The 22,000-nt window shown below is 53.2% G+C and carries 22 protein-coding genes and 1 pseudogene; 12 read left to right on the plus strand and 11 right to left on the minus strand.

All coding sequences use genetic code 11. From position 1 onward, the window contains the following. Positions 1-73 precede the first annotated feature (73 nt). The gene (locus ACOTZP_RS11275) at positions 74-271 is read right to left on the minus strand and encodes a hypothetical protein (protein ID WP_032609507.1); all 198 of its coding nucleotides are present in this window, start codon (positions 269-271) and stop codon (positions 74-76) included. Positions 272-316: 45 nt separating this feature from the next. Further along, on the minus strand, positions 317-1,297 hold the full coding sequence (locus ACOTZP_RS11280; protein ID WP_271075236.1) for a VirK/YbjX family protein: 981 nt from the start codon (positions 1,295-1,297) through the stop codon (positions 317-319). 167 nt (positions 1,298-1,464) lie between these two features. Between ACOTZP_RS11280 and pphA the strand changes: the two genes are divergently transcribed. Next, on the plus strand, positions 1,465-2,109 hold the full coding sequence (gene pphA, locus ACOTZP_RS11285) for a protein-serine/threonine phosphatase (protein ID WP_271075237.1): 645 nt from the start codon (positions 1,465-1,467) through the stop codon (positions 2,107-2,109). A gap of 34 nt (positions 2,110-2,143) precedes the next feature. Here pphA and ACOTZP_RS11290 read toward each other — a convergent pair whose 3' ends face one another. The 4 genes from ACOTZP_RS11290 to yebS all read right to left on the minus strand — a co-directional run bounded on the left by ACOTZP_RS11290 (position 2,144) and on the right by yebS (position 7,893). Beyond that, positions 2,144-2,383 (minus strand): YebV family protein, encoded by a 240-nt coding sequence (locus tag ACOTZP_RS11290; protein ID WP_003859885.1) that lies wholly within the window; start codon positions 2,381-2,383, stop codon positions 2,144-2,146. 104 nt (positions 2,384-2,487) lie between these two features. Continuing rightward, positions 2,488-3,951 carry a 16S rRNA (cytosine(1407)-C(5))-methyltransferase RsmF gene (gene rsmF / locus ACOTZP_RS11295; protein WP_154849531.1) on the minus strand — a complete coding sequence of 488 codons (1,464 nt, stop codon included), beginning with the start codon at positions 3,949-3,951 and terminating at the stop codon, positions 2,488-2,490. A 56-nt stretch (positions 3,952-4,007) separates the two neighbouring features. Next, complete coding sequence (locus ACOTZP_RS11300) at positions 4,008-6,641, minus strand: PqiB family protein (RefSeq protein ID WP_022648460.1); 2,634 nt, start codon at positions 6,639-6,641, stop codon at positions 4,008-4,010. Further along, positions 6,610-7,893 (minus strand): membrane integrity lipid transport subunit YebS, encoded by a 1,284-nt coding sequence (gene yebS, locus ACOTZP_RS11305; RefSeq protein WP_022648459.1) that lies wholly within the window; start codon positions 7,891-7,893, stop codon positions 6,610-6,612. Before yebS ends, ACOTZP_RS11300 begins: the two co-directional genes overlap by 32 nt. A 132-nt stretch (positions 7,894-8,025) precedes the next feature. Here yebS and ACOTZP_RS11310 point away from each other — a divergent pair, with 132 nt between their 5' ends. The 4 genes from ACOTZP_RS11310 to htpX all read left to right on the plus strand — a co-directional run bounded on the left by ACOTZP_RS11310 (position 8,026) and on the right by htpX (position 12,449). Further along, a complete protein-coding gene (locus ACOTZP_RS11310) occupies positions 8,026-8,523 on the plus strand; it encodes a GAF domain-containing protein (protein WP_006811006.1) in 498 nt (165 codons plus the stop codon). A gap of 96 nt (positions 8,524-8,619) precedes the next feature. Then, on the plus strand, positions 8,620-9,306 hold the full coding sequence (proQ, locus tag ACOTZP_RS11315) for an RNA chaperone ProQ (protein WP_003859895.1): 687 nt from the start codon (positions 8,620-8,622) through the stop codon (positions 9,304-9,306). Between the two features lie 19 nt (positions 9,307-9,325). Beyond that, on the plus strand, positions 9,326-11,374 hold the full coding sequence (gene prc / locus ACOTZP_RS11320; RefSeq protein WP_003859896.1) for a carboxy terminal-processing peptidase: 2,049 nt from the start codon (positions 9,326-9,328) through the stop codon (positions 11,372-11,374). A 193-nt stretch (positions 11,375-11,567) separates the two neighbouring features. Then, positions 11,568-12,449, plus strand: coding sequence for a protease HtpX (gene htpX, locus ACOTZP_RS11325; RefSeq protein WP_271075238.1), 882 nt, complete (start codon positions 11,568-11,570; stop codon positions 12,447-12,449). A gap of 51 nt (positions 12,450-12,500) precedes the next feature. On the opposite strand, the gene ACOTZP_RS11330 is transcribed toward htpX, so the two are convergent. Beyond that, the gene (locus ACOTZP_RS11330; protein WP_022648456.1) at positions 12,501-13,874 is read right to left on the minus strand and encodes an MFS transporter; all 1,374 of its coding nucleotides are present in this window, start codon (positions 13,872-13,874) and stop codon (positions 12,501-12,503) included. 178 nt (positions 13,875-14,052) lie between these two features. Between ACOTZP_RS11330 and kdgR the strand changes: the two genes are divergently transcribed. Further along, positions 14,053-14,844: a DNA-binding transcriptional regulator KdgR gene (gene kdgR, locus ACOTZP_RS11335; protein WP_022648455.1), complete on the plus strand. Its 792-nt coding sequence runs from the start codon at positions 14,053-14,055 to the stop codon at positions 14,842-14,844. Positions 14,845-14,907: 63 nt separating this feature from the next. Here kdgR and ACOTZP_RS11340 read toward each other — a convergent pair whose 3' ends face one another. Then, complete coding sequence (locus tag ACOTZP_RS11340) at positions 14,908-15,147, minus strand: YobH family protein (protein WP_022648454.1); 240 nt, start codon at positions 15,145-15,147, stop codon at positions 14,908-14,910. 160 nt (positions 15,148-15,307) lie between these two features. Between ACOTZP_RS11340 and mgrB the strand changes: the two genes are divergently transcribed. From mgrB to rlmA, 6 genes and pseudogenes are all read left to right on the plus strand, one after another. Beyond that, a complete protein-coding gene (gene mgrB, locus ACOTZP_RS11345) occupies positions 15,308-15,451 on the plus strand; it encodes a PhoP/PhoQ regulator MgrB (protein WP_003859906.1) in 144 nt (47 codons plus the stop codon). Between the two features lie 74 nt (positions 15,452-15,525). Continuing rightward, positions 15,526-15,813, plus strand: coding sequence for a YebO family protein (locus tag ACOTZP_RS11350; RefSeq protein ID WP_023300358.1), 288 nt, complete (start codon positions 15,526-15,528; stop codon positions 15,811-15,813). 669 nt (positions 15,814-16,482) lie between these two features. After that, positions 16,483-16,627 (plus strand): annotated as a pseudogene (locus ACOTZP_RS11355) (DUF2627 domain-containing protein). Positions 16,628-16,639: 12 nt separating this feature from the next. Then, positions 16,640-16,849, plus strand: a complete 210-nt coding sequence (gene cspE, locus ACOTZP_RS11360; protein ID WP_001062678.1) for a transcription antiterminator/RNA stability regulator CspE — start codon at positions 16,640-16,642, stop codon at positions 16,847-16,849. Between the two features lie 216 nt (positions 16,850-17,065). Next, complete coding sequence (gene ftsI / locus ACOTZP_RS11365) at positions 17,066-18,811, plus strand: peptidoglycan glycosyltransferase FtsI (RefSeq protein ID WP_421633711.1); 1,746 nt, start codon at positions 17,066-17,068, stop codon at positions 18,809-18,811. Positions 18,812-18,850: 39 nt separating this feature from the next. Further along, positions 18,851-19,666 (plus strand): 23S rRNA (guanine(745)-N(1))-methyltransferase, encoded by an 816-nt coding sequence (gene rlmA / locus ACOTZP_RS11370; RefSeq protein WP_063138111.1) that lies wholly within the window; start codon positions 18,851-18,853, stop codon positions 19,664-19,666. Here the strand turns inward: rlmA and mntP are convergent. From mntP to ACOTZP_RS11385, 3 genes are all read right to left on the minus strand, one after another. Next, positions 19,663-20,229 (minus strand): manganese efflux pump MntP, encoded by a 567-nt coding sequence (mntP, locus tag ACOTZP_RS11375; protein ID WP_032622454.1) that lies wholly within the window; start codon positions 20,227-20,229, stop codon positions 19,663-19,665. The two genes, rlmA and mntP, sit on opposite strands and share 4 nt — an antisense overlap. Before the next feature lie 400 nt (positions 20,230-20,629). Next, the gene (locus tag ACOTZP_RS11380) at positions 20,630-21,088 is read right to left on the minus strand and encodes a DUF986 family protein (RefSeq protein ID WP_022648449.1); all 459 of its coding nucleotides are present in this window, start codon (positions 21,086-21,088) and stop codon (positions 20,630-20,632) included. Positions 21,089-21,142: 54 nt separating this feature from the next. Next, positions 21,143-21,994, minus strand: coding sequence for a PTS mannose transporter subunit IID (locus tag ACOTZP_RS11385; protein WP_006810994.1), 852 nt, complete (start codon positions 21,992-21,994; stop codon positions 21,143-21,145). Between the last annotated feature and the right edge of the window lie 6 nt (positions 21,995-22,000).

The raw sequence follows: 22,000 nt of genomic DNA on the forward strand, positions 1-22,000 counted from the left end.
TTTTTCACATTTAGTGATGTTCTGACGCTTTTTTTCAGACCACTTTTACTGTGGACTGGAAAACCTGACGTCGTCATCTATTCTTAAAGGGCAAGGCGATTGAGCCTGCATTAATGCCAACTTTTAGCGCACGGCTCTCTCCCAAGAGCCATTTCCCTGGACCGAATACAGGAATCGTATTCGGTCTCTTTTTATCTGCATGAAAATAAACGATAAAATCCGGTTTTCGTCTCAGCAGAAGGTTCACTTCCTGTGCGCCTGCTTCAAACATACCACAACCCGGCAGGCGTAAGTCCAGTCCTTTTTGGCTGTTTTGTTAAATTTTTGTTTGTATTTTGCCTGAGACGAGTGCGGGATCAATGCGCGCATGTACGGAAGCCGCAATATCATCAAGTAACGCAAAGCGGCGACGGTATTCGGCGCGTTTTTTGCTGGCAATCTCCTCCAGTGCTTTACGCTCCATCTGGAGCGGCAACTGCCAGCAGAAGGGGGAGAGTCTCTTTCCGTTCAGGCCTTCCCAGAACTCGTCGTAGCTGGCGTGAAAATGACGCCCTTTGCTCAGACGGTAGCGCAGCGCGCGGAAAACATGGCCTTCATCGCTGACGGCAAAAATCGCGCTGATGTTCGAGCGTGAGGCAAGCTGGAAGATCACCTCCATCAGCACGCGTTTCGGGAAAAGCCCATGGCAGGCACGGGTAGCCTGCTTAATCACCTCCCGTGAAACATGACGACGGGGACCCTGGAGGCCGCCGATCACCAGCACCATACGGCCGTTACTGCGTGCGACACAGAACGTCAGGCTGGCAAGCAGCGTGTTGTCATTGTCATGCAGCCAAAGCGTGCTTTCGCCTTCACGTTCAGCCTTACCTGCGGACGAGGCGTGGACGGTATAGATTTCGCCGTTTTTTGCCTCGAACCGGACAACCGGCACCTCTTGCGGATTGGTCAGCGCGTGGGCGAGGGCGGTATTTGTCAGACTATCAATCCACTGATAGTGGCTGACGATAGCATCGGCCCGGTCGTTTGAGTTCAGGCCACGCATCAGATACTGGCGGTGAGTTTTGCTCGGCAAGGTAATTTGAGAGGTGAGCAGCCTGTCGAAATCATCGCGCCCGGATAGCGCCTCCAGCATGCGATGGGTGGAGGACCAGAATAAAAGCGAGCGCAGAAGGAACTTTAACCGGTAATCACGTTTGTGCCAGATTGGGCCGGGAACGCGTTTCCCTCTCACCAGTTCAGAAATAATATTTGTACGATGCGGATAAAAAACATCGTTTTGCAGGTGTATGTTTGACACGTGAAAATCCCTCTTTTTATTCCGCATTATTTTAAAGGCCAGGGAATAAGGGATTAATAGCGCAGCGATCTTTATTTCCGGCTGGTTTATGGTTTGTTTGGATTCGCGATATCCAACGCCAGCGCATGACATTTTCTGTGGCAGCTATACTTCTTACAGGAGGCGTTATGTATCAGAAAATAGAGGGAGAACACTGGCGTCATGTCTGGGTTGTCAGCGATATTCATGGTTGCTATCAGTGGCTTATGGATGAGCTGAAACGACGGCATTTTAATCCTGCTGCGGATCTGCTTATCTCGGTGGGGGATATTATCGACCGCGGTCCCGACAGCATGAAATGTTTACAGCTGATGCAGGAAAAGTGGTTTTATGCGGTACGCGGTAATCACGAGCAAATGGCGTTAGATGCGCTTGAAAATAATGATTTTAGTCTCTGGAAGATAAATGGCGGTAACTGGTTTACCGGGCTTACGGTCGCTCAACAAAAGCAGGCCCAGGATTTACTCGACGCGTGTCGGGACTTACCGCACATTATTGAAATAACCTGCAAAAACGGTCTGAACGTGATTGCTCATGCGGATTATCCCGCCGCCGAATATGCCTGGCATAAGCCGGTAGATGCCCAGCGGGTGCTGTGGGATCGCGACCGGTTAATGGGCTTTATGGTGGGTAGAGGGCAGGGCATTAGCGGTGCGGATCACTTCTGGTTCGGACATACGCCTGTGGACAAGCGCTACGATTTCAACAATCTGCACTACATTGATACGGGGGCGGTGTTCGGGGGCTTTCTGACGCTGGCGCAGCTTCAGTAATAAATAACCCGCCTTCGGGCGGGTTCTCTTTGGGTTATGCAAGACGCAAGACCCAGGCATCGGTTTTACTGTCGTAATGCTCACGGTACAGAACGGAATGTTCCCCATCAAGGATTGCCGGGACGCTGGTATCTGCATCCCAGGCGTCCAGCTGCATGCACAAATCCGGATCGGATTTGCAGGGAATACTTAACGTTCGTTCGCCTTGTGATTCGCCGCGCAATTCAGCGTCGTCGATTTCGAAAGCGCCAATGCGTACGCTGGTTTTCGTCATAATGCTCTCCGGTTTGTTGCCCAAAATCTGGTATGACCAGTGCAGTCACCCATTTTTGATCCTAGACAAGGAGAGCGAAATCGCCAGTAAAAAAATGCGTTTTTTCAGTCAGTGCGGCTGTTACCGGTAAACAGGCGACCATCGCGTACCAGTTCACGCGGATAGCTGTTTTTCAGCCGCGAGCCGACTTTTTTCGCCAGCCCGAGCGGATAGCCCTGATACGTCACGATGACTTCATCCTGTGACGGGCCGTCTTCCGGGTAAACGTCACGACCGCGATACCACTCTTCCGCTTCATGATGCGTTAGGGCGAAGGAGTTCTCACTTCCTGCCAGCGCAATGACCGCTTCGTGCTGCCAGCGATAGCCTTTGTTGTGGATCTCCGCCAGGCGAATACCGAGGCGGGAGAAACGCACCTTACCAATCAGCGGTTCGATGTTGACCGGGAACAGCCACAGCTCTTTGTCACGCATCCAGAGGCGCAGGCTCTCATCCCAGTGCAGTCCCACTTTGCTGGCAGCCGCTTGCGCCTGTGCCGCCTCACGGCCTTTGACCGGCGCGAACGGGAAATTGCCGACCTTAAACTTAGGAACAGGCAGAGGATCGACGGCGCGGGTTTTACGCAGTCGTGCGACAAAGAACCCCTCGCAATCGTAAATCTGCGGGAAGACGTGCAGGAAGCCTTCAGGGGTGGCCGCGTGACTGGCCGAATCGAAGAGGGTGTCCAGCGGCAGAAACTCGACGGCATCCGCATAGCGTTGCCTGAGCCACAGGCAGACGTCCTCGTTTTCATCGCGGTTCAGCGTGCAGGTGGAGTAAACCAGCGTTCCACCGGGGCGCAGGGCATGAAACGCACTGTCGATCAGTTCACGCTGCGTGGCGGCGATCTCCAGGTTGCTTTCAACGGACCAGTTTTTTAACGCATCAGGATCTTTACGCACTACGCCTTCGCCGGAGCAGGGCGCGTCGAGCAGGATGGCATCAAAAGCTTCCGGCAAGGCAGCGCCAAACACGCGACCGTCGAAGTGTGTTAACGCGACGTTGTGGATCCCGCAGCGGCTGATATTGGCGTGCAGGACTTTGACGCGGCTGGCGGAAAATTCGTTGGCGAGGATCGCGCCCCGGTTGTTCATCCGGGCGGCAATTTGCGTGGTTTTAGAGCCCGGCGCCGCCGCGACATCCATCACCCGCTCAGGCTGGTTTCCGTCGGCAAACAGCGCGGCAACCGGCAGCATGGAGCTGGCTTCCTGAATATAAAACAGCCCGCTCAGGTGCTCGGCGGTGCTGCCGAGCGGCAGGCTCTCCTCGTCATCCCGCTCGATCCAGAACCCTTCCTCACACCACGGCACCGGCGTCAGCTGCCAGCCGTAGGAGGAGACGAGATCCAGAAACGCTCCGACGCTGATTTTCAGCGTATTGACGCGAATACTTCGACGCAAAGGGCGCTGGCAGGCGGCGACGAAATCGTCGAAAGAGAGATGAGCAGGAAGCGCCTCGCGCATCTGTGCGAGGAATTGTTCAGGAAGAAATACGGAGTTTTGAGCCACGGGCACACCACAGGGAAACATTCAGGCGCGCAGTGTAACATAAAGGCTCCGGCGCGTTGACACCGGAGCCTGCGAGATTAACGCGGCAGCGCCGTTCCCCATTCACGCCACTCTTTCGGTTCACTTTCCAGCAGCAGGAAGTGTTTTCCTGCCTGCGCCTTAGGCGCCAGAGGCGTGCCAGGCGGCGTCGCGAAGGCAATGCCGCCGCGAATGAACTGGTTAAAGGTCCCCGTTTTGACCACGCCACCGGTCAGGCCGAAGTCCAGCGAGTAGCCTGAAGCGAGCCAGAACACTGAGTTGTTGCGAACCAGATGCTGATAACGCTGGCTGATGCGCAGGCCAACCATCACGCGATCGGACAGATTACCCAGCGTCAGGCTTGTTACTGTCCCCACTTCAATACCGCGGAACAGGACCGGCGTACCGATGCCCAGCGAACCGGCTTCCGGTACTTCAACCACAATGCTCAGACCGTCCAGATAACGGGAATCGGTGATGGTCGCCTCCTGCAACTCAAACTCACGACGCGCGTTGCCCCGACCCGGTTCAACGTTAATGTACGGCTGAAGTATGGTGTCGAGATGCTCAACCCCTGCGGCAGAAATTTGCGGCGTAACCACCGAGAAGCGCGAGCCTGCCCGGGCGAACGTCTGTACATATTCCGGATAAAGCACGGCGGTAGCCTGAACTTCATTGCGCGCGGTGATCAGCGTCAGCTTCTGAACCTGCCCGATATCAATTCCGAGATAGCGGATAGGCATGCCTTCTGCCAGTTTACCGGCATCAAAGGTGTGCAGGGTAATCTGTCCCCCGACGGCGCGCGCCGCGGTTTCAGACGGGAAGAGGATCCGCTTGTCACCTTTACGCATGTTGCCGCCCGCGCCGCTCAGGTTATCGAAGCTGATCGCACCGCGCAGGGCACGGGAGAGGGGAGACGCCTGTACGGTCAGCCCGTTGCCGTTGAGCTGCACTTTCGCGCCGCCTTCAGCCCAGAACACGCTGTTTGGCGTGAGCAGCTTGCGATACTCCGGCTTGATATGCAGTTCGATATCAAACGCGTCCGCACGAGGACGAACGGTGATCACTTCTCCGACCTCAAACTTACGATAAAGCACGACGGAGCCTGCCTGGACATCCGGCAGCGTTTCAGCGCTTAAGGTCAGCGTGGTGGTCGGCAGGTCGCCGAGGCTGTTTTCAATGGCTTTGTCCAGATTGGCGAACAGTGGATAGCTCTCACGCAGCGCGCCTTTGCTGCCCGGCAGAATGCGGATCCCGCCGTTAACCCACTCGCTGGCGCTGGCGCCGAGGAACTCAACGCCGTCCAGACCCACCTTCACGTCGACCCGGCTGTTCACCACAAATTTACTGTCGCCGTGCACAAGGTTGCCGTACTGCGGATCGATGGCGGCGGAGAAGGAGACCCCTTTTTCCGTCAGCTTTCGTTCCAGAACCTGACCCACCTGCACACCGTGCAGGATTAGCGGTTGACCGGCTTCGATACCATAGCTTTCCGGCGCATTCAGCTTAACCGTCAACACGCCCGGTTTTTGCAGCAGAGCTTTATCCGCCGGCGCGATGACAAAGTTTTTATTCGGCGCACCTTCACCGGGGATCAGCTCAAAGGTGCTTCCCGTCAGCAGGGAACTGATGCTAGCGTCGCTGAGGGAGAGCTTCGGATTACGCAGCTCGATGCGTGTTTTTTCCCGCAGGAGGTCCACAACGCTCGGATCCACCGTCATTTCGCCGGTAACGGAGCCGCCCGCGTTGAGGGTTAATTTTGTCAGTTGCCCGACCTCTAAACCCTGGTACATCAGCGGGGTCGAACCGGCTTTCAGGCCTTTGGCATCCGGCAGGGTCAACTTGACGATGACACCTCGCTGGCTGTGCGCCAGGTCGGCGTACAGACCAAAGGTATCCTCTGCGGCGGCAGGGCTGGAGTCAGCAGGTGAGTCGAAGGCGATAGCGCCATTCACCAGCGCCGCCAGGCTCTCAAGCTTCACTTTCGCACCGCTTAAGCTCAGGTCAGCATCGACGCCGGAGACGTTCCAGAAGCGGCTGCCTTTTTTTACCAGGTTGGTAAAACGGCGATCGATCAGTACATCAATGGTCACGCCATCTTTGTTCGGGTTAATGGCGTAGTCGTAAACGCGGCCAACCGGAATTTTGCGGAAATAGACCAGAGAACCACTGTTCAGCGAGCCCAAATCCGGCGCGCGGAGGTGGATCATCAGATCGCCGTTATTCAGCCGATATTTCGGCTGGGTATCCAGCGCAACAAAGTGATCCTGTGGCTCACCTTTGCCAGGCATCATGCCGATATAGTTACCGCCCACAAGCGCATCCAGCCCGGAAACGCCGGCCAGGGAGGCTTTAGGCGTGACCAGCCAGAACTGCGTTTCGGCGCGCAGGGCATCCTGCATGTCAGACTTAATGCTCGCCCGGACCTGGATTTTGTTCAGCCCTTTGCCGAGGGAAATATCCTGCACGGTACCCACTTCCACCCCCTGGAAGCGAACGGGGGTACGTCCGGCGACAATGCCGTCCGCAGACTGGAAATCAATCGTGATGGTACTTCCGCGATCTTCATAGCTCGTCCAGATAAGCCAGCCTGCGATCATCAGCGCGATGACAGGCAGCAACCAGAATGGCGAAATGCGGCGTTTTGTTTTAATTCTCGCTTCAGTCGGCGAAGCGGGCGTTTCCTGACTCATGTGCGTCCCAAAGTAAGCGGCTGTCCAGCCATTCCACTGCAAGAATAGTCAATATCACCGCAGAGCCGAAATAAAAAGCTGCGGGTCCCATGGTAAAAGCAAGTAACTGATCGCGATTGATGAGCGACATCATCAGCGAAATCACGAACAGATCCAACATCGACCAGCGACCAATCCAGGTCACGAATCGCAGAAGCAGGATGCGGGTGCGTAGTCCTTGTTCGCATTTAAAGTGAATGCTGATAAGTAGCGTAAACATCACCACCACTTTGGTAAAGGGCACCAGAATACTGGCGATGAACACAATGGCGGCAACCCCCACGTTACTGTGCGCCAGAGAGATAATCCCCGAAAGGATAGTATCTTCCTGTCGGGCGCCGTTCACATAAATTACGGAGATCGGCAGCATATTGGCCGGGAATAAAAATATCAGTGAGGCGATAAGCGCCGCCCAGCATTTTTGCAGGCTGTTGTTGCGCCGCAATCTTAACGGAATGTGGCAGCGAGGACACCTCCCGCGTTTATCCGGAAAACCGGTGTAATGGCACCCCAGGCAGACGCGCAGGTTTTCATCAGGCCGGGTCGCGGGACGCTGAGGGTAAAATCGCTCCCAAAGCTGTTCAACATTCAGATGAATCAGGGTCAAAATACTCAGCAGGACCAGTGAAATAAACGCAAAAAGGCCAATGCCGGGTTGTAAAAACGCATAATCCTGCACCTTAATGGAGGCCACGCCGACGCCCACCAGATAGATGTCCAGCATCACCCACTCCTTGAGCTTTTCCAGCATGAGCAGGACAGGGCGCAGGTTCATCCCCAGAATGTTGCCAAACCACAGGTAGGCAATTGCCGCGACCAGCACCAGCGGTGCGCCGACGACGCAGAACAGCACCATAGCGCCGGTGAGCGGATCGCCCTCGCGCGTCATCTGCCAGATCCCCTGCAATACGTTAGCGTCAATACGCACGCCAAGCAGGTAGAGCTTTAACAGCGGCTCGGTCCAGGCGAACGGCATCAGCAGCAGCATGGTAACCGCCATTGCCGCCAGACGCGTCAATGACCAGTCCCGGCCATCGCGAATTTTGGCATCGCAGCAAGGGCAAAAAGCACTTTGGTGCGATTTCATCTTCGGCAACATAAAAAGCGTATCGCACTGGGGACAACGCTGATAATGTGCACGAGGCAGAGCCTGGCTTACCGTACGGACAACGATCTTTCTTGTCGGCGTAATTTGGGGTGTTTTTAGGGCCATCAGTCGCACACAGATAAGTATTGTTGAAAGTTATAATAACTCATGAACGGATTCATCTTGAGCATGAGCGCATTTAATGCTTATTTTAATAGGCTATGCGGTAATTATGTAAGATAACTAAGTGATTGAATAATGAACAAAACAGAATTCTACGCGGATCTGAATCGCGATTTTAAGGCATTAATGGCAGGGGAAACCAGTTTCTTAGCCACTCTGGCAAATACCAGTGCGTTACTGTTCGAACGCCTTTCTGACGTGAACTGGGCGGGCTTTTATCTGCTGGAAGGCGACACGCTGGTGCTGGGGCCTTTCCAGGGGAAACTCGCCTGCGTACGCATCCCGGTAGGTCGCGGCGTGTGCGGTACCGCAGTGGCGACCCGTCAGGTTCAGCGTGTCGAAGATGTACATGCGTTTGACGGCCACATTGCCTGCGATGCCAGCAGCAATTCTGAAATCGTACTGCCGCTGGTGGTTAAAAATCAGATTATTGGCGTTCTGGATATCGACAGCACGGTCTTCAGCCGCTTTACTGCCGAGGATGAGCAGGGGCTGCGCGCGTTGGCCGCAAACCTGGAAAATGTTCTGGCAGAGACCGATTATCATAAATTCTTTGCGAGCGTCGCAGGATAATCAACGGATAACGTAGCATTTACTGATAGCGTCATTATAATGTCGCCTGTTCATGCCTGCGCTTGTTGGCAACGTCCGTTGTAATCAGGAAATTTCATGGAAAATCAACCTAAGTTGAATAGCAGTAAAGAAGTTATCGCATTTCTGGCCGAGCGTTTCCCGCAGTGCTTCAGCGCTGAAGGTGAAGCGCGTCCTCTGAAAGTCGGTATCTTTCAGGATCTGGTCGCGCGCGTTGAGGGGGAGATGAACCTCAGCAAAACGCAGCTTCGTTCTGCCTTGCGCCTTTATACCTCGAGCTGGCGTTACCTGTACGGTATCAAGCCGGGTGCGACCCGTGTCGACCTTGACGGCAACCCGTGTGGTGAGCTGGACGAGCAGCACGTAGAACATGCGCGTAAGCAGCTTGAAGAAGCTAAAGCTCGCGTTCAGGCACAGCGTGCTGAACAGCAGGCCAAAAAACGCGAAGCCGCAGCGGCAAACGGTCAGGAAGACGCCCCTCGTCGCGAGCGTAAACCGCGTCCGGCACCGCGTCGTACTGAAAATAACGATCGCAAACCGCGTGCTGACAAACCAGCAGCTAAAGCCCCACGTGCGCCGCGCGAAGAGCCGCGCCACACCCCAGTTTCGGACATCAACGCCCTGAGCGTAGGTCAGTCTCTGAAGGTTAAAGCGGGTAACAATGCGATGGATGCCACCGTACTGGAAATCACCAAAGATGGCGTTCGTGTACAGCTGACTTCTGGTATGTCAATGATTGTACGCGCAGAACACTTGTTGTTCTGAAACGGAGGCCGAGCCTGGCATGAACACTTTTTTTAAGCTCACCGCGCTGGCTGGCCTGTTTGCTATAACAGGCCACGCTTTCGCTGTGGACGATATTACGCGTGTTGATCAAATTCCGGTTCTTAAGGAAGAGACTCAGCACGCGACGGTGAGTGAGCGCGTGACGTCGCGCTTTACTCGTTCGCACTATCGTCAGTTCGATCTCGATCAGGCCTTTTCGGCCAAAATCTTTGACCGTTATCTGAACTTGCTGGATTACAGCCATAACGTACTGCTGGCCAGCGATGTCGAACAGTTCGCTAAACGCAAATCCGAAGTGGGTGATGAGCTGCGCTCCGGAAAGCTGGATCTTTTCTACGATCTGTACAACTTATCGCAAAAGCGCCGTTTTGAGCGTTATCAATACGCGCTGAAAGTGCTGGAACGTCCGATGGACTTCACCGGCAACGACACCTTTAATCTGGACCGCAGCAAAGCGCCATGGCCGAAAGATGAGGCTGAACTGAATGCGCTCTGGGACGGAAAAGTCAAATATGACGAACTGAGCCTCAAGCTCACAGGCAAAGACGAGAAAGAGATCCGTGAGACGTTAAACCGTCGCTACAAATTCGCAATTCGTCGTCTGGCGCAGACCAACAGTGAAGATGTTTTCTCGCTGGCGATGACCGCGTTTGCGCACGAAATTGATCCGCACACTAATTATCTCTCTCCACGTAACACCGAACAGTTCAATACCGAAATGAGCCTGTCTCTGGAAGGTATCGGTGCTGTGCTTCAGATGGATGATGACTATACCGTTATCAACTCCATGGTGGCCGGTGGCCCTGCGTCGAAAAGCAAAGCGATCAGCGTAGGCGACCGTATTGTCGGTGTAGGTCAAACCGGAAAGAGCATGGTGGACGTGATTGGCTGGCGACTTGATGACGTAGTTGCGTTGATCAAAGGGCCGAAGGGCAGCAAAGTTCGCCTGGAGATCCTGCCAGCCGGAAAGGGGACCAAAACCCGTATCGTTACTCTGACCCGTGAGCGTATCCGTCTGGAAGATCGCGCGGTGAAAATGTCGGTGAAAACCGTGGGTAAAGAGAAGGTTGGCGTTCTGGATATCCCTGGCTTCTACGTTGGCCTGACCGATGATGTAAAAGTGCAGCTCCAGAAGCTTGAAAAGCAGAATGTCAGCAGTGTGATCATCGACCTGCGCAGCAACGGCGGCGGGGCATTGACCGAGGCCGTCTCGCTCTCCGGGCTGTTTATCCCGTCTGGCCCGGTGGTTCAGGTGCGCGATAACAACGGTAAAGTGCGTGAAGATGCCGATACCGATGGCGTGGTCTACTATAAGGGGCCGCTGGTGGTGCTGGTCGATCGCTTCAGCGCCTCTGCATCGGAAATCTTCGCTGCTGCCATGCAGGATTACGGCCGGGCGTTAATCGTCGGCGAACCGACGTTTGGCAAGGGCACCGTTCAGCAGTACCGCTCTCTGAACCGTATTTACGACCAGATGCTGCGCCCTGAATGGCCGGCGCTGGGCTCAGTACAGTACACCATTCAGAAGTTTTACCGTGTTAACGGCGGCAGTACGCAGCGCAAAGGCGTGACGCCGGACATCATGATGCCGACAGGTACCGAAGAGACGGAAACGGGCGAGAAGTTTGAAGATAACGCGCTGCCGTGGGATAGCATTGATGCCGCGACATTCGTGAAATCGGGTGATATGAAACAGTTCGGTCCGGAACTGCTGAAAAATCACAACGACCGCATCGGGAAGGATCCGGAATTCCAGTACATCATGAAGGACATCGCGCGTTTCAACGCTCTGAAAGCGAAACGGAACATTGTCTCTCTGAACTACGCCCAGCGTGAGAAAGAGAACAATGAAGATGACGCGACACGTCTGGCGCGTATCAACGATCGCTTCAAACGTGAAGGCAAGCCTCTGCTCAAAAAACTGGACGATCTGCCTAAGGATTACCAGGAGCCCGATCCGTATCTGGACGAGACGGTGCATATCGCGCTTGATCTCGCGAAGCTGGAAAAAGAGAAACCTGCCGTACAACCTGCTCCGACAAAATAATCCCCCAACAGGCACAAGAAATTGTGCCTGTTTCTTTTTGTTCCTCATCCTTCCGTCAGGCAGATTTCCAATTGTGTAAAGTTGTGTCTTTCTGGTGACTTACGCCGTCTGGATGCTTGAAAATAGCCGCAATACCCATACGATGTGGGTAATCGCATAGTGCGTTTTGTTAAACTGAGGTTAAAAGAATATTATGATGCGAATCGCGCTCTTCCTGCTCACCAACCTGGCGGTGATGGTGGTATTCGGGCTGGTGCTAAGCCTGACGGGAATTCAGTCGAGCAGCGTTCAGGGTCTGTTGATTATGGCGCTGCTGTTTGGTTTCGGTGGCTCTTTCATTTCACTGCTGATGTCGAAGTGGATGGCACTGAAATCCGTGGGCGGTGAAGTTATTGAGCAGCCGCGTAACGATATGGAACAGTGGTTGATGAGCACGGTTGCTCAGCAGTCAAAGCAGGCGGGCATAGCCATGCCGCAGGTGGCGATCTACCACGCGCCGGATATCAACGCGTTTGCTACCGGTGCGCGTCGTGACGCGTCCCTGGTGGCCGTCAGTACCGGTCTGCTGCAAAACATGAGCCGTGACGAAGCGGAAGCGGTTATTGCTCACGAGATCAGCCACATCGCTAACGGCGATATGGTCACCATGACCTTGATCCAGGGCGTGGTGAACACCTTCGTTATCTTTATTTCCCGTATTCTGGCGCAGATTGCTGCCGGATTTATGGGTGGCAACCGTGATGAGGGTGAAGAGAGCAACGGTAATCCGCTGATCTATTTTGCTGTTTCAATGATGCTGGAGCTGGTGTTCGGTATCCTGGCAAGCATCATTACCATGTGGTTCTCCCGTCATCGTGAGTTCCACGCGGATGCCGGTTCTGCGAAACTGGTGGGTCGTGAGAAGATGATTGCTGCGCTGCAACGTCTGAAAACCAGCTACGAGCCGCAGGAAGCAAACAGCATGATGGCCTTCTGCATCAATGGTAAATCAAAGTCGCTGAGCGAGCTGTTTATGTCACACCCGCCGCTGGATAAACGTATTGAAGCGCTGCGAAGCGGCGAATACCTGAAGTAATACCCGCCGGATGAAAAAAACCGGGCAGGAGACAATCTCCGCCCGGTTTTTTTATGCCTGCGCCTTTGGCTGGGTCACACGAAGGCCGCTAATGATAGCCGCGAGGGTCGCCAGTGTCCCTGCGGTAATCAGCGCAACGTGTGTCGCATTTTGCCCGGCAAGGTTAAACATCAACGCCACCATTGCGGCCCCGGTGCTTTGCCCTAACAGTCTTGCCGTACCCAGCATCCCGCTGGCACCACCGCTGCGATGACGTGGGGCAGAGGTGATAATTGTGTGGTTGTTAGGTGACTGGAACAAACCAAAACCTGCCCCGCACAGGATCATGCGCCAGATAATATCCAGATCCCCCGGCGAGGAGGGCAGGAGCGACAGCGCAAACAGTCCTGCTGCCATGACGATCAGCCCGATAGCCCCCAGCAGTCCGGCATGAACGCGCTCAATAAGGTACCCGGCCAGCGGGGCCATCACCATGGTTGCCAAAGGCCAGGGTGTGAGCAACAAGCCTGTTTCCACTTCCGAACGGCCAAGCACGCTCTGCAAAAAGAATGGCAGCGCAACCAGCGCCAGCATCTGGGCGCAGAACGAGCAAATGGAGGTACAAATTGATAGCGAAAACAGCGGAATACGCAGCAAATCGACCGGCAGTAACGGCACGGGCAGCGCCAGCTGGCGTCGTACAAAGAAAAAGCCGATGATAAGCAGGGCAACGATTTCTGCGGCAATGAGCGACAAAGACTGTCCCTGCGCAAATCCGCTCAGCGCAGTAATCAGCAGGCCAAAGGTCAGCGCGTTCATCACAGCGCTGGGCAGGTCAAAACGTGGCATGGTGTTTTTCGGACCATTTTCCGGAAGATAGCGCAGGGCGAAGAAGATCGCCACAATGCCCAGCGGCACGTTAATGGCAAACAGCCACTGCCACGAGGCAACGGACAGAATGGCGGCGGCAATCGTCGGCCCGGCGGCGGACGACACGGCCACAATAAAGGAGTTAATGCCCATGCCGCGCCCCAGATGGCGATGAGGATAGATAAGCCGTATCAGGGCCGTGTTCACGCTCATTAGCGCCGCACCGCCAAAACCCTGTGCGATACGCGCAAGCGTAAGGGTGTGCAGTGAATCGGAAAGGGCACAGAAGAGCGAGGTGAGAGTAAAGACCACCAGCCCGCACTGATAAACCCGGCGATAACCAAACATATCGCCCAGGAAAGAGAGTGACAAAAGGGAAATCACAATCGCTATCTGGTACGCGTTCACAATCCAGATGGAGCTTGCCGGAGAAGCATTAAGGTCTTTGGCAATGGTAGGAAGAGCCACATTGGCAATCGCACCGTCAAGGACAGCCATCGAAATGCCGATGACAATAGTGGCAATTGCCCCGTACCGCTGTGGTAAGGGCAGGCCATCAGAAACGTTTTTTTGCATGGGAAAAGAATGACTCAGTGTGAAATTATTTTCAGAGTAACTATTTTAGCATCGTTATTTCGGTTTTATGTCGCAGATTTGTAACGAAGTAAACCCAGATAGATTGCAGCGCGCATCACACGAATTTATAATAAAAACCGGTTCTGATTTTTATAAAACACTCTCCATGAGGTGATAAATGGCAATCGCAGATTTGGATAAGCAGCCAGATTCTGTTTCTTCCGTGCTGAAGGTGTTTGGCATCTTGCAGGCGCTCGGAGAAGAGCGTGAAATTGGTATTACAGAGTTGTCGCAGCGTGTGATGATGTCGAAAAGCACCGTTTATCGCTTTTTGCAGACGATGAAATCATTGGGTTATGTCGCGCAGGAAGGAGAATCAGAAAAATATTCTCTGACCCTGAAACTGTTTGAATTGGGCGCCCGCGCCTTGCAGAACGTGGATCTGATCCGCAGCGCTGACATTCAGATGCGTGAACTTTCGCGGTTGACGAAAGAGACAATTCACCTCGGCGCACTGGATGAAGACAGCATCGTTTACATCCACAAAATTGACTCCATGTACAACCTGCGCATGTATTCACGCATCGGTCGTCGTAACCCGCTGTACAGTACCGCAATTGGTAAAGTCCTGCTGGCCTGGCGCGATCGTGAAGAGGTTAAGCAAATCCTTGACGGTGTGGAATACAAACGCAGCACCGATCGCACGATTACCAGTACGGATGAACTACTGAGCGTGCTGGATAAAGTGCGTGAGCAGGGTTATGGGGAAGATAACGAAGAGCAGGAAGAAGGGTTGCGCTGCATCGGTGTGCCGGTGTTTGACCGCTTCGGCGTTGTCATTGCGGGACTGAGCATCTCTTTCCCAACGCTGCGTTTCTCCGAAGAGCGACTTCATGAGTATGTGGCAATTCTGCATACCGCAGCGCGCAAAATTTCAGAGCAGATGGGCTATAACGAATACCCGTTCTGATCAATGCCTCCAATAAAAACGCCGCACTCTTGCGGCGTTTTTGTAAGCGAAATTTAGCTCTGATTAGCCGTTATCCACCACAACAGATGATTTACGCAGCACAGGACAGTTGGTTAACCCGATGATCCCGCTGTCGGAATGGATGTACTGAGCCGTGCTTACCCCCTGGGCGGTGAGATATTTACACTGAATACCCAAACCCGCGGCATTCTCTTTGCTTCCCATTAATACGCCATACCCACTTAACAGCAGGCCGATCCACACAAGTGCCAGTACAATTATCGTACGAACGAGTAAACGCATCGATGCCTCTTTTTTCTTTGTTGTCATGGAGTAAGCGTAACGGGTTTACGCAGTGAAACAAGTGCACGATTCCGAAAAGCGTCTGTTGAAGGTACAGTTAGCCCCTGTTTAAGATAGCCGTGATAACCTGGCTACATCAGGTCATAAGACGGAGTGTGGAGTGAAAAAAATACGCTGGGTAATTCTGATTATAGTGCTGATAGCATGCGTGGTGCTGTGGACGCAGACTATCAATGTGATGTGCGATCAGGATGTACAGTTCTTTAGCGGCATTTGTTCAATCAATAAGTTTATCCCCTGGTAGTGGCTATTTTTGCACTGAGCGATGTCCTTACGTGGCTGCAGTGGTAAAATGACTGTTTTTACTGAGGTGGTGAAATGGGTGAGTTAATGAATTCGGGGCTGCTGAGCATTGCATCCCTGGTAATGTCTTTAGTGGTGCTGGTCGTTGGACTGGTGCTGTGGTTCTTCGTTAATCGCGCCAGCTCCCGCACAAACGAGCAGATTGAGCTGCTGGAAGCATTGCTCGATCAGCAGAAACGGCAGACTGCGTTGCTGCGTCGTCTGTGCGAAGCCAACGAGCCGGAGGAGAAAGCGGTGCCGAAGGAAGCTGATGCTCAAAAACAAGACGAGGAAGAGTTCATTCGCCTGGTGGCCGAACGATAGTCTGCCCGGAACGGGGAGGTGGCCTGACGTACGGCGTAAATCTCCTCCCTTATCAAATGTAACCCATAACATCCCAACATATAATTAAGCAGCAGTTAACTACTGTTTCAGTATACTGAAAACTGGCGAATATTTATCCTTATACAAGTCATACCGTTTCGTTGAATAAATTGTGAGCTTTAACTTTCCTGAAGTGTTTTATTTTTATCGAAACGTTTTGCTTGCCTTGTTTTGAGGCAGAGTCATAAAAATTTCATTATTTTGGTGCAGAATAACGCTTATTAAATGGTGGATTTTAATACAGTTAGCAAAATGTATTTAACATCGTTTATTCACTGTCACACTCTGGTGCATTGCGATGTTTTCAGCATAACTTTTCACAAAATGTTCTAACTCAGTCATTCCTTTAAAGAAATTCAGGGATTGGGATGGACGCTTTGAAATGATTGAGCTATGTTTAAAAAGTCTTTGATTACAGGGCGCGTCAGCGCACCCTGTGGGCGGTGAGGTCAGGTGGCGCTTCATTTGACAATTCGCATAACTGTGCAGATTGTTATGGAGTAACGCCTGAATTTGTGCGGCGGATCGAGACACGTTTAAAAATGGCTTGCCATATTAAACGTTGTGTGTGATAACACGTTTTGGGTCAAACGAGGTACAGTTCTGTTTATGTGTGGCATTTTCAGTAAAGAAGTCCTGAGTAAACACGTTGTCGTTGAATACCGCTTCTCTGCCGAACCTTATATTAGTGCCTCAAGCAGTAATGTCTCAGTTTTATCTATGTTAAAGCCTGCGGGCTAAGAAAACACTCTAAGGAATTTTGCAAATGGCAAAGATTAAAGGTCAAGTTAAGTGGTTCAACGAGTCTAAAGGTTTTGGTTTCATTACTCCTGCTGACGGCAGCAAAGACGTGTTCGTACACTTCTCTGCAATCCAGGGTAACGGCTTCAAAACTCTGGCTGAAGGCCAGAACGTTGAGTTCGAAATTCAGGACGGCCAGAAAGGCCCAGCTGCGGTTAACGTAACTGCTATCTGATCGAATCACTGCTGACTGAAGCGCTCAGCGCTTCGATCTCAGACATAAGCCTCGCCGATGCGGGGCTTTTTTATTCACTTATTTTTCAAAATGTTACGTATTCCTCCTCTGTTATTATCTTGTTGCAAACCCGCGAGATTATTAGCATTGTTTTCCCGCCTTATTATCCCTTTTTCCCGTTAAATCAGGGCGTTGATTAACAGCCCTGGGGTTAAAGTGAAAAAAAAGACAATAACGGCCAACGGAAACTTTACACCGGCACGTTTTGCACTTCTGTGTCTCGCCATCTTTTGTAGCCTTGCTTTTCTGTTAGGCCGCGTGGCATGGCTACAAATTATCAAACCGGATAATCTGGTGAAGCAGGAGGATATGCGTTCTCTGCGCGAAGTGGCGATAGACGCCCCGCGTGGGATGATTGTTGACCGTGAAGGGCGTCCCCTTGCGGTAAGCGTACCTGTCCAGGCCGTCTGGGCCGATCCCAAAACTGTGCTTGATAAAGGGGGGATTGGCTTTGATTCGCGCTGGCAGGCCCTGGCAAATGCTTTACACCTTTCTCTGAGCACGCTCGCATCGCGAATAAACAGCAATCCGCACGGGCGATTCATTTATCTAGCTCGTCAGGTTGATCCCTCCCAGGCAAAGTGGATTGATAAGCTGCGTCTTCCCGGTATCAACCTACGCGATGAGTCCCGCCGCTTTTATCCTGCCGGACACGTGGCGGCAAACCTGATTGGCTTCACTAATATTGATGGTCAGGGTATTGAGGGCGTCGAGAAAAGCTTTAACACGCAGCTCACCGGGAAGGCAGGCGTGCGGCTGGTCAGGAAAGATCGATACGGGCATGTGGTTGAGAACCTCACGGAGGTGGCGCCCGTACCGGCACATAATATCCAGCTTAGTATCGATGAACGCCTGCAAACTATCACCGAAGACGCGCTGGATAATGCCGTGGCGTGGAATAAAGCCGAGTCAGGCGCGTCGGTGCTGATTAATATCCAGACGGGCGAAATTCTGGCGATGGCGAGCTTCCCTGACTTCAACCCCAACAATCGGGAAGGGGCAACGCTGGATGACTTTCGTAATCGCGCGATCAGCGACACCTTTGAACCGGGTTCGACCGTTAAACCTCTGGTGCTGATGACGGCGCTACAGCAGGGGCTGGTGCAGCCTGACAGCGTGATAGACACGCATCCCTACACCATTGATGGCCATCGTATTCGCGATGTGGGCTACTACCCCGAGCTGACAATGACCGGGATCCTGCAAAAATCCAGCGACACGGGCGTATCCCGTCTTTCTCTCGCGATGCCCGTGCAACTGTTACTTGATACCTATAAAAACTTTGGTTTTGGCGAGAGTACCGGGCTTGGCTTAACGGGAGAAAGCTCAGGTTTACTGCCGCAGCGAAAATTCTGGAGTCAGTTAGACAGGGCGACCTTTGCCTTTGGGTATGGCCTGATGGTTACCCCCCTCCAGCTGGCGCATGTGTATGCCACCATCGGTAGCTATGGCATTGAACGGCCTCTGTCCATCACCCGTATCGATCCCCCCGTGATTGGCAAACGGGTGATGCCCGGGGAGATTGTTCACGAGGTGGAACACATGATGGAGAGCGTCGCGTTACCCGGCGGTGGCGGGATCAAAGCGGCGGTGCGTAACTATCGTGTGGCGATTAAAACCGGGACGGCCAAAAAAATCGATGAACACGGTAAGTATGTGGATAAATACGTCGCCTACACAGCAGGCGTTGCGCCCGCCAGCGATCCCCGTTTTGCACTGGTGGTGGTGATCAACGATCCGAAAAACGGAGCCTACTACGGCGGGGCCGTTTCCGCGCCCGTGTTCAGTGAAATTATGGGTAACGTCTTGCGCCTGGAAAACGTGAAGCCAGACGGGCTGCCGGCAGATTCTGACCATCTGATCGTGATGCGTCACCCAGCCGTTTATAACCCTGGCGAATAGCGGTACACTTCGCCTTTTGGTTTTCGCCCTGGAGCTGTCATGTCTTTCAGTTGTCCCCTTTGCCACGCGCCGCTGACGCGCGCGGAGAAAACGTTTATCTGTCCACTGGGACATCAGTTTGACCGGGCTAAAGAGGGCTATGTCAATCTTCTGCCGGTACAGCACAAGCGCTCCCGGGATCCGGGTGACAGCGCGGAGATGATGCAGGCGCGCCGGGCGTTTCTTGACGCCGGGCACTATCAACCGCTCAGGGATACCGTTGTCGACTTACTCCGTCAATATCTGACAGAAGGCGCATCCACCATGCTGGATATCGGCTGCGGCGAGGGCTACTACACCGCCACGTTTGCTGACGTCGCGGCTGGGAAGGGCGCCGAAACTTACGGGCTGGACGTGTCGAAAGTGGCTATCCGTGCAGCAGCAAAACGCTACTCAGCGGTAACGTTCTGCGTGGCCTCCAGCCACCGCCTGCCGTTTGAGGAAGCGAGTATGGACGCCGTAGTGCGTATCTATGCCCCGTGCAAGGCAGAGGAGCTGGCGCGCGTCGTTAAGCCCGGCGGGTGGGTTATCACCGTTACGCCGGGACCGCGTCATCTGCTGGAGCTAAAAGGGCTGATCTATGATGAAGTTCACCTGCATGCGCCGCACTCTGAACAGCTGGCGGGCTTCGCGTTAAAGCAGGCACAGTCAGTGGCGTATGAGATGACGTTGCAGGGAAGTGAAGCGGTGGCGTTACTGCAAATGACGCCGTTTGCGTGGCGGGCAAAACCAGAGGTGTGGGAAACGCTGGCAGCACAGACAGAATTTCGCTGCCAGACGGATTTCAGCATCCATTGCTGGCAGCGCGAAGATTAACCCGCGAAGTGTGCCCAGAGTATTTGGGCACCGATTCCGATCAACACGATACCGCCCAGAATTTCGGCGCGTTTGCCTAACAGCGGGCCAATGAACCGCCCCACCATCATCCCCAGCGTTGACATAATCAGCGTGGCGCAGCCAATCGCCAGCGCGGTGGCGATAATATTGACCTGCAAAAAAGCCAGACCGACACCGACGGCCATTGCGTCCAGGCTGGTTGCGATAGCGGTTGTCACCAGAAGCCAGAAGCCGTGGCGTTGCAGCGGCGCATCATCTTCATCGCTGTTGCCACGAAAACCTTCAATTACCATGCGTCCGCCGAGGAACACCAGCAGCACGAAGGCGATCCAGTGGTTCCACTCCAGCACAAACTGGCTGGCGAGCATCCCCAGACCCCAGCCAATAAGCGGCGTCAGCGTTTCGATTGCGCCAAAGATGAGACCGGTGCGCAGGGCTTCGGAAAATTTAGGTTTATGGAGGGTGGCACCTTTACCGATAGAGGCGGCAAATGCGTCCATGGACATGCCAAAAGCCAGAAGGATCGTAGCGGAGATATTCATAAGTGCGTCCAGACCGGGGATATCCATATGACACATCACTGCCCCCAGTAAACAGCAGTTGATGTATCTATGGTCTCGCCTGATCGCTTTTGGCACAGTAAGTGTGCTGAATACGATCCGTACGCGCCACGTTTTGCAACGAGTATGTTGACACGTACATTTCCCGCAGGCAGGAAATCGGCTACTCCCCAACGACGGGCGCAACCTTAACATATTTTGAGAATATAAAACAACAACGAAGATGGCTTTATAAAGCCACTATGTTGATAACGATTTTCATTTAGGTTTATGCGTAAAAGTATCGTTAATAAATATAAGTTAATTCGCAGGGGAGATATAGCATCGGCTATATTTCTGGTATGAGAATAATACAATACATAGCCGATGCTATAAAATTAATTCATTGAGTTTTAAGGAGTAATTTGTAGATTTTTTCCAGGTCGTCAATATTTTTGACCCGAATGAGCAGGCGGCGTTGTTCTAATTGCATCACCAGAACTCCGTCTTCGGATAAATTCATCTCTTTAATGCGGTTATATTCTATCCAGACATTAGCGAAGAAGAATCCGTGTTTTTTAAAAATGAGTTTTGGCGAGCGGATCCAGAACAGGTAAATCGCCATTAATGCCAGCGCACATAATAACCATGTGGTTAATATTGCGCCGTGGCTGGTCACATTATTGTAAATCAGGATGACTACCAGACCGGCGAAGATAAACGCATCAATGCGCCCACGGCGTAAGAGGGGAAGGGTCAGCAGCGTCTCGCCGTGGCGGCGAGGCATAATGAACTCGTCATAGATCGCGTAAGCCAGAAGGGCAACAATAAATAAAACCAGTACGGTGTCCGTGACAGTCATTCATCCTCCAGATAAAAAGACCGGGGGCAAGCCCCCGGTCGGTAACGCATTTTATTACAGACCCAGCAGGCCGACGGCGTAGCCCGCGATACCGATGACGAAGAAGCCAACGATGATCCACAGCGGGTTCACTTTCTTACGCAGCAGCCACATACAGGCGAAGGTTAACAGCAGCGGTACCAGGCCAGGCATCAGCTGGTCCAGAATGGTCTGCACGGTGGTGACGCGCGTCTGACCATCCTGACCGGTGATCGTCGATACCACCAGCGGGATGTTCACGTGCGTCCACTTGTTAACCAAAGCCCCCATTACAAACAGGCCGAGGATTGACGCCCCCTCAGTCAGTTTTTGCAGGAAGCCGCCGCCCATATCCTTAACGATATCCACCCCTTTACGGTAACCGTATGCCACGCCGTAGTAGCGGGTCAGCAGACGCACCGCGTTGAACAGGATAAAGAACAGCAGGGGACCAAGCAGACTGCCGCTCATGGCGATCCCGGCGCCCAGTGCCGCAAAGACCGGACGCACGGTACCCCAGAAGATCGGGTCGCCCACGCCTGCCAGCGGCCCCATCAGACCGACTTTAATACCGTTGATAGCACCATCGTCGATCTCAGCCCCGTTTGCACGCTGCTCTTCCATCGCCAGCGTTACGCCCAGAACAGGCGCCGCTACGTAAGGGTGAGTGTTGAAGAATTCCAGGTGACGCTTAATTGCCTGACGGCGTGCTTCGTTGTTTTCCGGATACAGGCGTTTGATTGCCGGCACCATGGAGAAGCAGAAGCCGAGCGCCTGCATACGTTCGAAGTTCCATGAACCCTGAAACAGGTTAGAACGGATGAACACGCCACGAATATCACCCGGAGTGAGTTTTTTCTCAGTGGTAGTTTTTGTCATATCAACCATTTCGCT

The organism is Enterobacter cloacae complex sp. SYL001 (assembly GCF_049237025.1).
Lineage (GTDB): Bacteria > Pseudomonadota > Gammaproteobacteria > Enterobacterales > Enterobacteriaceae > Enterobacter > Enterobacter intestinihominis.

Excerpts from the sequence above, each read along its gene's own strand:
- ACOTZP_RS11275 (WP_032609507.1), bottom strand. The coding sequence starts at position 271 with ATGTTTGAAGCAGGCGCACAGGAAGTGAACCTTCTGCTGAGACGAAAA.
- pphA (WP_271075237.1), top strand. The coding sequence starts at position 1,465 with ATGTATCAGAAAATAGAGGGAGAACACTGGCGTCATGTCTGGGTTGTC.
- ACOTZP_RS11290 (WP_003859885.1), bottom strand. The coding sequence starts at position 2,383 with ATGACGAAAACCAGCGTACGCATTGGCGCTTTCGAAATCGACGACGCT.
- rsmF (WP_154849531.1), bottom strand. The coding sequence starts at position 3,951 with ATGTTTCCCTGTGGTGTGCCCGTGGCTCAAAACTCCGTATTTCTTCCT.
- ACOTZP_RS11300 (WP_022648460.1), bottom strand. The coding sequence starts at position 6,641 with ATGAGTCAGGAAACGCCCGCTTCGCCGACTGAAGCGAGAATTAAAACA.
- yebS (WP_022648459.1), bottom strand. The coding sequence starts at position 7,893 with ATGGCCCTAAAAACACCCCAAATTACGCCGACAAGAAAGATCGTTGTC.
- ACOTZP_RS11310 (WP_006811006.1), top strand. The coding sequence starts at position 8,026 with ATGAACAAAACAGAATTCTACGCGGATCTGAATCGCGATTTTAAGGCA.
- proQ (WP_003859895.1), top strand. The coding sequence starts at position 8,620 with ATGGAAAATCAACCTAAGTTGAATAGCAGTAAAGAAGTTATCGCATTT.
- prc (WP_003859896.1), top strand. The coding sequence starts at position 9,326 with ATGAACACTTTTTTTAAGCTCACCGCGCTGGCTGGCCTGTTTGCTATA.
- htpX (WP_271075238.1), top strand. The coding sequence starts at position 11,568 with ATGATGCGAATCGCGCTCTTCCTGCTCACCAACCTGGCGGTGATGGTG.
- ACOTZP_RS11330 (WP_022648456.1), bottom strand. The coding sequence starts at position 13,874 with ATGCAAAAAAACGTTTCTGATGGCCTGCCCTTACCACAGCGGTACGGG.
- kdgR (WP_022648455.1), top strand. The coding sequence starts at position 14,053 with ATGGCAATCGCAGATTTGGATAAGCAGCCAGATTCTGTTTCTTCCGTG.
- ACOTZP_RS11340 (WP_022648454.1), bottom strand. The coding sequence starts at position 15,147 with ATGCGTTTACTCGTTCGTACGATAATTGTACTGGCACTTGTGTGGATC.
- ACOTZP_RS11350 (WP_023300358.1), top strand. The coding sequence starts at position 15,526 with ATGGGTGAGTTAATGAATTCGGGGCTGCTGAGCATTGCATCCCTGGTA.
- cspE (WP_001062678.1), top strand. The coding sequence starts at position 16,640 with ATGGCAAAGATTAAAGGTCAAGTTAAGTGGTTCAACGAGTCTAAAGGT.
- rlmA (WP_063138111.1), top strand. The coding sequence starts at position 18,851 with ATGTCTTTCAGTTGTCCCCTTTGCCACGCGCCGCTGACGCGCGCGGAG.
- mntP (WP_032622454.1), bottom strand. The coding sequence starts at position 20,229 with ATGAATATCTCCGCTACGATCCTTCTGGCTTTTGGCATGTCCATGGAC.
- ACOTZP_RS11380 (WP_022648449.1), bottom strand. The coding sequence starts at position 21,088 with ATGACTGTCACGGACACCGTACTGGTTTTATTTATTGTTGCCCTTCTG.
- ACOTZP_RS11385 (WP_006810994.1), bottom strand. The coding sequence starts at position 21,994 with ATGGTTGATATGACAAAAACTACCACTGAGAAAAAACTCACTCCGGGT.